The 9722-nt window shown below is 51.2% G+C and carries 10 protein-coding genes and 1 tRNA gene; 6 read left to right on the forward strand and 5 right to left on the reverse strand.

Going from position 1 to position 9722, the window contains the following annotated elements; genetic code table 11:
* The coding region (gene mutL / locus IGR76_17075; GenBank protein MBF2080175.1) for a DNA mismatch repair endonuclease MutL at positions 1 to 1627 on the reverse strand (1627 nt) is incomplete at its 3' end.
* Positions 1628 to 2046: 419 nt separating this feature from the next.
* Between mutL and clpS the strand changes: the two genes are divergently transcribed.
* From clpS to IGR76_17090, 3 genes are all read left to right on the forward strand, one after another.
* The gene (gene clpS / locus IGR76_17080; protein MBF2080176.1) at positions 2047 to 2328 is read left to right on the forward strand and encodes an ATP-dependent Clp protease adapter ClpS; all 282 of its coding nucleotides are present in this window, start codon (positions 2047 to 2049) and stop codon (positions 2326 to 2328) included.
* Positions 2329 to 2396: 68 nt separating this feature from the next.
* On the forward strand, positions 2397 to 3212 hold the full coding sequence (locus IGR76_17085; protein ID MBF2080177.1) for a CPBP family intramembrane metalloprotease: 816 nt from the start codon (positions 2397 to 2399) through the stop codon (positions 3210 to 3212).
* Between the two features lie 122 nt (positions 3213 to 3334).
* Positions 3335 to 3931: a DUF3611 family protein gene (locus tag IGR76_17090; protein MBF2080178.1), complete on the forward strand. Its 597-nt coding sequence runs from the start codon at positions 3335 to 3337 to the stop codon at positions 3929 to 3931.
* A gap of 2 nt (positions 3932 to 3933) precedes the next feature.
* On the opposite strand, the gene prmC is transcribed toward IGR76_17090, so the two are convergent.
* The 3 genes from prmC to IGR76_17105 all read right to left on the reverse strand — a co-directional run bounded on the left by prmC (position 3934) and on the right by IGR76_17105 (position 6149).
* Positions 3934 to 4830 (reverse strand): peptide chain release factor N(5)-glutamine methyltransferase, encoded by an 897-nt coding sequence (prmC, locus tag IGR76_17095; protein ID MBF2080179.1) that lies wholly within the window; start codon positions 4828 to 4830, stop codon positions 3934 to 3936.
* 32 nt (positions 4831 to 4862) lie between these two features.
* Entirely contained in the window at positions 4863 to 5618 is a 756-nt protein-coding gene (locus tag IGR76_17100; GenBank protein MBF2080180.1) for a hypothetical protein, read from the reverse strand.
* Between the two features lie 457 nt (positions 5619 to 6075).
* Positions 6076 to 6149, reverse strand: a tRNA-Pro gene (locus tag IGR76_17105).
* Between the two features lie 49 nt (positions 6150 to 6198).
* Here IGR76_17105 and IGR76_17110 point away from each other — a divergent pair.
* Entirely contained in the window at positions 6199 to 6645 is a 447-nt protein-coding gene (locus IGR76_17110) for a DUF4332 domain-containing protein (GenBank protein ID MBF2080181.1), read from the forward strand.
* Here the strand turns inward: IGR76_17110 and IGR76_17115 are convergent.
* A complete protein-coding gene (locus tag IGR76_17115; protein ID MBF2080182.1) occupies positions 6642 to 7163 on the reverse strand; it encodes a GNAT family N-acetyltransferase in 522 nt (173 codons plus the stop codon). The genes IGR76_17110 and IGR76_17115 overlap by 4 nt on opposite strands.
* 664 nt (positions 7164 to 7827) lie before the next feature.
* Between IGR76_17115 and IGR76_17120 the strand changes: the two genes are divergently transcribed.
* On the forward strand, positions 7828 to 8553 hold the full coding sequence (locus IGR76_17120; protein MBF2080183.1) for a hypothetical protein: 726 nt from the start codon (positions 7828 to 7830) through the stop codon (positions 8551 to 8553).
* Between the two features lie 267 nt (positions 8554 to 8820).
* On the forward strand, positions 8821 to 9624 hold the full coding sequence (locus IGR76_17125) for an HAD family hydrolase (protein MBF2080184.1): 804 nt from the start codon (positions 8821 to 8823) through the stop codon (positions 9622 to 9624).
* Positions 9625 to 9722: the final 98 nt, after the last annotated feature.

Below are 9722 nucleotides of genomic sequence, written 5' to 3' on the forward strand. Positions count from 1 at the left end.
GGAAATAGCGCGATAGACTCGACTCTTCTAGAGACAAGCAAATCGGTCGTCCGTGGGGGCAGGTGCGGGGATGGCGGGTACGCTGCCACTGATTCAGGAGCGTTTGCATATCTGGTAAAGCCAGGGGCGTACCGTTGCGAATAGCCGTACGGCAGGCCGTTGCTACCAGCGCTGTATCCAAGTCGCTCCCAAGGCTGAGTTCCAGCAATGCCTCTGCACAATCCTCCCGTTTCGCTAGGCGAGCCGGAGCCGTGCGAATCGCCCACAGGTTTTCGCCAAAGGGTTCTAGGTCAAGGCCAATGTGCTGGAGCTGGGTTTGCTGAGCAGAGGAAAGGGCTTCGAGCAGGATCGGAGGTTCCAGCGGCACTAATTCCCAGCGATCGCGCAACTGTTCGTAAATCACCCGCTCATGGGCAATGTGCTGTTCCACCAGGGAAATGCCGCCCGGATGTTCGCAAACGATGTAGGTGTTATGCAACTGGGCGATCGCCGTTAGCGTTCCATCCTCAGTGATGTCTAGAACAGAGTCAGAGATTTGGCGCGATGACTCGTAAATCCCCTCCTGTTCTGCCAGCTTAATCAACTGCTGCGTCCGACTGCCCTGACTGGCTAGATCGGTGGTATTGACCTGCATGGCTTGGGCGATCGCCTGCTGCACCGTCGCCTGCCACTGTTCCCCGTCCCGCAGATACACCTCCGATTTAGCCGGATGGCGGTTCCAGTCCACTTGGCTGGTATCTACCCGCAAATGGAGAAAGCAGACGGGATAGCGATCGCGCGGTAGGCTGCGGCGCAGGGTCGAGAGAATGGTCTGTTCCAATTCTGGGTGCTGCACGACCCGCCCATTCACGGCAATCCGAATCCAGTCCGGGCGGCGACGGTGGCAGCGGTCGGGCAATCCCAACACTAAAACTGATTTGTCCGGGACAGAATCGCCTAGAGTCGCAAACGCCAGTTCCGCTAAGTCTGACGGACGCACCTCCTTGAGGACTTGCGGCAGGATCGCACCCGGCGATGCACTTCCCCAAATGGCAAACCAGGGGCGATCGCCCTGTTCCACTTGCCAAGTCACCTGCGGATAACAGAGGGCAATGTTTTGAATCATCTGTTGGATGCGGCGCAGTTGTTGGGAGGGGCTGGGTAGATTTTGTCGTCGCGTCGGCCACTGGGCAAATAAATCCTGAACTGTAACCACGGTTCCACGGGCGATCGCCACTGGATCAAGGGCTAAAATCTGTCCCTGAGCGTTATAGCGAGCCTGCCAACCGGAATCTTGATCCTGACCATAGCTGCAAATCTCTAACGAAGCGAGCTGCGCCAAACTATGCAGTGCTTCTCCCCGAAATCCCAAGCTGGTGACTCGATTCAGATCGTCCCTGGCCGCAATCTTGCTGGTGCTATGGGGCAAGGCAGCCTGCTGCAAATCCTCTGGCGACATGCCCATGCCATCATCTGCGACCCGCACCCGCCACAGCTCTGGCGCGACCGAAATGACCAGTCGTGACGCACCAGCATCAATCGCGTTTTCGGCCAATTCCCGCACCACAGCCGCGAGGGAGTCAATGACCTCTCCGGCAGCAATGAGATGCACAATGTCGGTGGATAGGGGCTGAATTTTTGAGGCCATGCCTCCCAGTGTAGCGATCGCCCAAGCTGAAGCGGCGGGAAATTTCTAGGTTCGTGCAAGGTCATGCGCGAGATTAAAAATTCTGCTTTTCTTGACGAGCCCCCTTGGTCATCCCCAGAGTTCGATGATATAAAGTATGTGAAGTAATGCAACACTTGGCATAGGTTTGCCTAGATCTCAAACTCCTTTAACGAAATGGGATTTAGGATGGTCGGAGGGAACGCCCGTTTTACTCCGGTCGTTGATCTGAGCGTCGGCTATGTTGGGAGTAGTGTACTGAGGCAACACATTTCGTAGGCCGCCTCTCCATCACTGCTGGTGTGTTGCTGGTCCGCCCTCATTTCGCAAGGGCACCAAGAATCTAAACCACTGATATTCAATAACAACGCCATTTCGCATCGGTCGAGGAGGAAAAAGCTGTGTCTGTTGAAACCCTTGAAAAGCGTTCAACTGTCCGTAAGCACGCGCCCCGGTACAAGGTTTTGCTGCATAACGACGACTTTAACTCGATGGAATATGTCGTCCAGGTGTTGATGCAAACCGTTGCCAGTTTGACCCAACCCCAAGCGGTCAACATCATGATGGAAGCCCACACGAACGGTCAGGCATTGGTCATCACCTGCGCCCAAGAACACGCAGAATTTTATTGCGAATCCCTCAAAATGCACGGTCTCAGCAGTACGATTGAGCCTGACGAGTAATTGTTTCAAATCCGTTGAAATTACGCCTTGCCTCTCTCCAATACCAACCTGCCCCGGTTCGGATTGGGATGTTTTTGATGTTGATGGCGATCGCCTGGTTACCCATTGCCGGACTGCTGCTGCTAACGATTCCGAACGCCAACACCGCTAACATCGTGGCGATGGTGGTTTTATTCTTTGGTTTTCTGGGATGGGTCAACCTTTGGGGACAGCGGGTTCATCACACGTCCCGGAGTTTCCAGCGCTATGGCCTAGTTTGGAATGGTCGGGGTATTCAGGTCACACTCCTAGGACTGGCGATAGGCATAGTCAGCCTGAGTCTGCTGGTGGTTGTAGAGTCCTGGCTCGGTTGGCTGACCCTCGACTTTTCGGTGCTGCCCGGTGGTGTGGTCGCGTCGGGTCTACTGGTGGGCTTGGGGGTTGGCTTTGCCGAGGAATTATTCTTTCGGGGATGGCTTCTGGATGAGCTTCAGCGGGATTATTCGGCAGCGAAATGCCTTTGGGTGAATAGCATCATTTTTGCCGTGCTGCATTTTCTCAAGCCACTGAGCGAGGTCATCCGCACGGCTCCTGCGTTTCCTGGCTTGGTACTCCTGGGTATAACGCTGGTTTGGGTCAAATGGGTGTCCTCTGCTTGGGATCCGCGATCGCCCAATGGGTACTTAGGATTTCCCGTGGGACTGCATGCGGTGCTAGTCTGGACATCCTACATGCTCTACGTGGGCAATGTGGTCAAGATGCGAGATGCTGTTCCCACCTGGATAACGGGCATTGATAATAATCCTCTCGCAGGCTTAATGGGGTTTAGTTTTTTAGCCGTTTTGGCCTGGTTCATTCGCGGGCGATCGCACCCCCCCAAGCGCTTACCCCAAAGTGCCCCGTAATCCTGGAATGGTCGTTCTCTCTGTCCATTTGCTATGGTACGGTTATTCCAGGCCAGTCCGGCAGTGATTGTGTCCACCCTAGCACTCGATTAGCGCATCCGGTTTCGGTAGTTGAGCATCCTATGTCCACGAATATTGAGTCTTACAGCGCCTTACCTCCAGCGGTTCAGCGAATTGTGCGATCGCTCCAGATATCAGGTTGGCTCGGATTCTGGATCCAAATTATTTTGAGTGTTATCTCGCTGCTGGTTTTAATTTTTTCCAAGGTCATCTTGCAGCTTGACCGCACCCCGACAGGACAGCCGATTACGAATCCCGGATCGGGCATTGGTTTAGCCTTTGCGCTGCTCGGCAACCTAGTATTACTAGGTGGAGCATACTGGTCGTTTCGCTATACTCGCCTATCGCGACAGCTTCAATCGTCCGATTCGTTAACCCGACCTAACCCTAGCGCGGTGGTTCAGGCCATTAAGCTGGGAGTCGGAATTAATCTAATTGGGATGTTGCTCACTCTAATGAGTGCTGAAGCACTGATTGGCGCACTCTTTGCAAAGGCACTTTCCCAACCCCAGAGCGGTGTAGCGTTTTACGAGCGGATTACCCAGGCGATCCAGCCCATCGATATTTTGATTGTGCAAGCCAATACCAACATCATCCTGGCGCATTTTGTCGGCCTGTGCGCCTCGCTGTGGCTGGTGCGTGCTATGAGTCGGGCTTAGGGCTAGCGGCGATCGCCCGATACAAAGCGTTCAATACCCGCCAAATCAGCATGAATTTGAATGTGGCGATACTGTCCGATGTGTCCTAGGATCTGAGCCACATCTTGCGCCTGTCCCTGCATCAGTTCCACTAGCCACAATCCACCGGATCTCAAGTACTTCGGCGCAGTCGTTGCCAGATGGCGAATGCAGTCCAGCCCATCCTGTCCCCCATCGAGAGCTGCATGGGGTTCATGGCGCACCACTTCAGGTTGCAGCGTGTTCACCACATCGGTCGGGATATAGGGAGGGTTGGATACACAGCCGCTTACCTGTCCCTCTAGCCCCTGAATCGGATCAAACCAGGAGCCAACATAAAACTGGATGCGATCGCCCAATCCGTTTTGTTGGGCGTTTTGCTGGGCAATGGCGATCGCCGCCGGACTCTGATCAATGGCGTGAATCGTGGCCTGGGGTAGAGTTTCGGCCAGTCCTAGGGCGATCGCACCACTGCCTGTGCCTAAATCAACCCAGTGCCCCCGCTGCAAGTCAGGATGAGCACGAACCTGTGCCTGCACAATGTCGATGATCAATTCCGTTTCCGGTCGGGGAATCAAGACATCCGGGGTCACGGTCAGGGAAAACTTGCGCCACGGAGCCACACCCACCAAATATTGCACCGGAACCCGTTGATTTAACCGCTGCTGCCAGAGAGCATCTAGATCGGAGAGCGATCGCGCCACCCCGACTTGCGGCTGAGTCTGAAACGTTCCCAACCGCAGCGCCAAAGCGTCCAGATCAGCCAGAGCCTGAAGAAACCAGTCCAATTCATAAAGAGGCACGCCAGCCTCAAGTGATTGCTGACGTGCCTGCTGATACCATGTCCAGAGTTGTTGCCCTGGAATCGAAAGCGATGGCATGGGTTCGAGAGAAGTCACTAAATGCGCGATCGCTACGGTTGCTGGTTTTGTTCCTGGAGCGATTGCACGTAGTCTAGGGTTTCACGGGGAGGAATGAGCAACAACTGATTAAAATCAGGATCGTCGGTAGACTGCATCGCGCTAATTAATCCTTCTAGATTAATCACCTGGATATCCATACTCCCAGCTAATGCTGGCTGGGATTGAGTTAGACGATCGAGCATGGTCTGTAACTCTTCTTGTTTGAAGAACACAGGAATCACCTCTTGATCATCCTGCTGCATGGTCAGGTATCCACCTGAGCCTGATGTAGAGCGAGCGATGAAGAGGGGTACACCTTGAAATTCGTCTGTCGAGATATCTTCCCCGTCTTCGCGCAAAATTTCAACAGCGGTTTCTACTTCGTTTTGCATAGGCACAAACACGAAATCGAGCTCATCCCCCTGGTTCGCAACAGCGATGTCGTATACCTCTGCTAAAGAGACAGGCACAACGCGAACTTGCTCTGCTAAGTCTGGATTTCCTTGCTGCAAACCTGCTAGAAAGCTTTCTGCATCGGCGCGGCTAATAAAAATGCCAGTAACGGCTGCCCCATCCTCACCGTCGGGAGCAGAGATTAAAGGCGAACCGTTTGCATCAGTAATCGTGAAAACGGGAACCGTTTGCAGCGTTTCTTTAATCTCATCATCGGTTAGAGCGACCGCAGCCGGATTAAAGGCAAGCAACGCCCCCATGAGCGTGCTGCTGACTAGTCCAAGCGTGGCACCTAAGCGAACAAATGATTTCATAAGTTACTCCTGTTAATAAGGCTATACATTGCTTGAGCAACGTAGTTTCTTTGCACGACAGCCCCTATGCCACAGCACATGAACAAAATTACAGGAACTCTCTAGCTCCAAAATTTTCATCTATGCTACCTCTAAACAAAATCCCTTGGGGTTCCACAGCTAATCTCCCATAATCAGAACTTGAGGTTTAAAGGTACTTGCTGCTGCGGCTGCATTTTAAATCGACTTTAGGATTGTAATATCCAACTGCGACTTTCACCATCGGGATTCACGATCTCTGACCAGTCCCATTTTGAAATAGTTCCACGTAGAGGTGAAGTTCTCGGGTATGGGAGAACCACTGCCCAACCATGGCTAAACCATGCGAGGCCAGCATTGGATAACTCCCATAGACCATCGCTCAATCAGACGATTGTCTTAAACCTAGCTAAACTAGTACTGATGGCATATTCACTAATCGGGATGACAGGATTTGAACCTGCGACATCCTGCTCCCAAAGCAGGCGCGCTACCAAGCTGCGCTACATCCCGTTTCGTCCTTAGTATAGCGGTTTTCTGTCCGTAATTGACAACTCCATCTATGCGCGATCGCATTTCATCTCAAAATTGGAAGATTATTGACCTACCTGGCATTAGTGCACGCGACTGCCAAAAGCTTGGGTCATTGGGTATTCACACGACTTTTGATCTACTACAAGAGGCCAAGACGCGATCGCAACGCATTGATCTAGCGGCGAAACTCCAAGTTCACCCCCATCATCTCCAAAAATGGATTGCCTTAGCCGATTTAGCGCGGATACCGAGTGTGGGCTGCCAGTACTGTGGTCTATTGTTGCATTCTGGAATTATATCCCCCAGCCAACTTAGCACCACACCTGCTTCTCGTCTCCATCGCCAGGTTCTCAAACTCTACGTCGCAACGCTGCAGCGTAATGACCTATGCCCATCGGCCGGAGAGGTAACCCGTTGGATTCAGCAGGCGCGTTGGATTGCTCAACCTACCTCCGAATCCCGACAAATCCCCTAATTGGGATACCAAAACATGCCCTTGATGCCCTCCGGATCGGACATGAAGCCCAATCCTTGATAAAACCCAACAACTTGGGGATCGGCAAACAGCGTGATATTGCTGATATCCTCATTTCTGAGCTTCTCAATCATTTTCTTCATCAGCTTCTTGCCCAAGCCTTTGCCCTGATAATCAGGATGAACCACAACATCCCAGATCGTGGCGTTGAATGCATGATCCGACGTTGCGCGCGAGAAACCAATCAATCGGCGTTGGGCTCCCCGCTTTTCCCACATTGAGATCACTAGAAAACTATGCTGAATTGCCTTCCGCACTTTACGAAGCGGACGACGGGACCAGCCTACCGCATCGCAAAGCTCTTCCAAATCATAAAGATCAATATCGCGATCGACGCTAAACACAATGTGGACCTCATTCGAGGTCGGTGCATTCAGCGCAACAGGCTCTTCAAGAGTGGATCCACTAGAAGAGGTTGGCGTTTCCGAGGACGTGAACAAGCTTTTCCAAAAACCCATGCAGGCGCGGATCGATATAGAAGTGAGACAGCAATACTAGTTAGTATATCGTTCGTACTCTACTCCCATCGCGCAGATCTGCGAATCTTCAGAAGATTGCATCATAGAGCAATGCTCAGCGCTATTCTGGGAACAATAGAGGAATAACAAAGCTATATGGGACGCAACATTCGGTAAGCCCCTAAATTCTGCCTTGAAGCGTCCAGATGTTTATAAAATCGATTTTACAGAGCGGAAAACCTATATCTCAGTCAAGCTCAGTCAGGTTGTTAGCCAAGTATGGCAAGACCCTCTAGGTTTGGTGGTGATCATGGGTGCTGGTTGGACTCAATGACGATGCAGACAATATCTAGGTGTTTCGTGCTTTGGGGTTTCTTAAATCTCGTCTAATTCCAAATTGATTGTGCAAGCGCTGTTAAGGATTGTCAAAATCCTCACCCCTATTCAATCGACAATTGACTTGGAGTGAATCTACTCCTGAGAACTGTATGGCTCTGCAGCAAACGGTAGAGATGGGCAAAATCCCTACATTGCGGCGATCGGCCGAATAACAGCCAAAATCATTGCAGTTTTTATGAAGGAAGGACACCCCTCCAAAACTACATTTCCACGCAGATCCCGTTCGCATACCTGAAAGGACGTCACAGGCTCGATGTTGAAAACTATGGCTCCGCCCTTGAAAGCATCCACCCTAGAACTGCTGAAACGTTTCAACCGTGCCTTTCCGCAGTTCTATGAACAGTTTGTTAGTAGCGACATTCAAATCCAGAATCTGAAACTAGCCTACCAACTTTACAAAACTCGGCAAGTCGTTATCGATCTCAAGCCTGACAACGGTAAGATGGCTCTGCATTTTGCCTACCGAAACCAGTCCTTTCTACTAAGCGATATTTTCGGTGTTTTGGCTGCCTATGGTTTAACGATTCACAGCCTCAGCTTATACGGTCAGATTTATCCTCCCATGCTAGTGTTCATTAAACTGATCGTGTCACGGGGAGGCAAAGTTCTCACAGAGAATACAGCCGACAATGTGCGTCGAGCAATCCGAGAAGCCTTAGCCGGACGCTTTGAAGTTGAAGAAATGCTGGCGGTGGAATTTAACCTGGATGCAGGGTTAGAGCAGGTCGAAACCGAGTTTTATGTTGATCCTGTTTTTCACCTACCTGCCTTGCTGATTGAAGCGGACAACCAACCGGGGCTTTTCTACAAGGTCATGTATGCCATCTGGCAGGAAGATTTGTTAGTGGTGAATGCTAACTTGCTGGTTTGGCGAGGACGAACTCGGCTCATCCTGTATTTACTGGGTCCCAATGAAAGCTTAATCCCAGAGTATCTAGGACAGAAAATTGCAGACGGTGTTCGTCAGCGTCTCCTGGGAAGACAACTTTGAGGATTTAGGGTTGCGGTATGGGGCTGTTCCCTAGTTTTAGCGTCCTAGGGCATTCCATCCGAGGACGCTAGCATGCCCATCTCCGCTGTATTGGATATGGCAAAACAGTGAATGAGTATAAATACTAATATAATTTTTTCAAATAGATCTCGAGGTGTTTTTGTTGACGACTTATGGAAACGGTTGATAATGTTAATAAATATTTCAACACTTACCAATCGTAATCGTTGACGTTGCAAACACCGTTAGGAAGGCATAGGGAAAATTATGGGGGCTAGCGTATTTACGCAAGACAGGGAATGGCTCGCAGGCGTTGGTGCAGGAGAATTAGTAGCTGCGCCACTGACGGTATTCTGTGATTTTGATGGCCCCATCATGGATGTGTCCGATCGCTACTACTACACTTACTGTTCGGCGATCGCCCATGTGAAAGAATCTCTTGCATCTACAGACTTGGATGCGTTCCATGCTATTCAGCTCCTTTCTAAGTCGGTGTTTTGGGATCTGAAGCAAAATCGGGCTCCGGATTTAGAAATTGCAATGCGATCGGGCTTAAAGCCGTCGCACATGGATCAATTTACAGGGCATGTTCAGTCTATTGTGAATCAACCGAGCCTGTTGTCCCATGACAAGCTGCAAACGGGGGGTCGATGGGCACTCATGCAGCTCCGTAGTCAGGGTATTCGCCTCGTGCTGGTTACCCTTCGACAGCAAGAGCAGGTCTTAACTATTCTGCATGAGGAAGGCTTGCACCATCTGTTTAATGATGTGTGGGGTAGCCACGATGCGATGGCAGCCTATCACAATCAGGCAAACCACAAGGAGGTGTTGCTCCGGCAAGCATTTGAAGCTGCCCAACGGGGAAGTTCCACACCTATTCAAACTTGCATGATTGGCGATACCGAAGCGGATATTTTGGCAGGTCAAGCCGTCGGAATTCCCACTGTTGCGTTGAGCTGTGGTGTTCGTAGCCGACGCTATTTAGAATCCTATCGACCCAGTCGCATTTATCCGAATTTACTCACAGCCGTTCAAAGCATTCTGGCGCAACGTCTACTGCAAGCGGCGTAGGCCAGATTAGACGGCTATCCCATGAATGATAAATGGGTTAGTTAGCTCGACTTTATCCAATCAGGCGGCATGGCAGAGTAACTCGGTCCAGGTGTCGA

The sequence above is a fragment of the Synechococcales cyanobacterium T60_A2020_003 genome, assembly GCA_015272205.1.
GTDB lineage: Bacteria > Cyanobacteriota > Cyanobacteriia > RECH01 > RECH01 > JACYMB01.

Bases quoted from the DNA above. Each gene is read 5' to 3' on its own strand.
- IGR76_17125 (MBF2080184.1), top strand. From the start codon at position 8,821: ATGGGGGCTAGCGTATTTACGCAAGACAGGGAATGGCTCGCAGGCGTT.
- IGR76_17115 (MBF2080182.1), bottom strand. From the start codon at position 7,163: ATGGGTTTTTGGAAAAGCTTGTTCACGTCCTCGGAAACGCCAACCTCT.
- IGR76_17100 (MBF2080180.1), bottom strand. From the start codon at position 5,618: ATGAAATCATTTGTTCGCTTAGGTGCCACGCTTGGACTAGTCAGCAGC.
- prmC (MBF2080179.1), bottom strand. From the start codon at position 4,830: ATGCCATCGCTTTCGATTCCAGGGCAACAACTCTGGACATGGTATCAG.
- IGR76_17090 (MBF2080178.1), top strand. From the start codon at position 3,335: ATGTCCACGAATATTGAGTCTTACAGCGCCTTACCTCCAGCGGTTCAG.
- IGR76_17085 (MBF2080177.1), top strand. From the start codon at position 2,397: ATGTTTTTGATGTTGATGGCGATCGCCTGGTTACCCATTGCCGGACTG.
- IGR76_17110 (MBF2080181.1), top strand. From the start codon at position 6,199: ATGCGCGATCGCATTTCATCTCAAAATTGGAAGATTATTGACCTACCT.
- IGR76_17120 (MBF2080183.1), top strand. From the start codon at position 7,828: ATGGCTCCGCCCTTGAAAGCATCCACCCTAGAACTGCTGAAACGTTTC.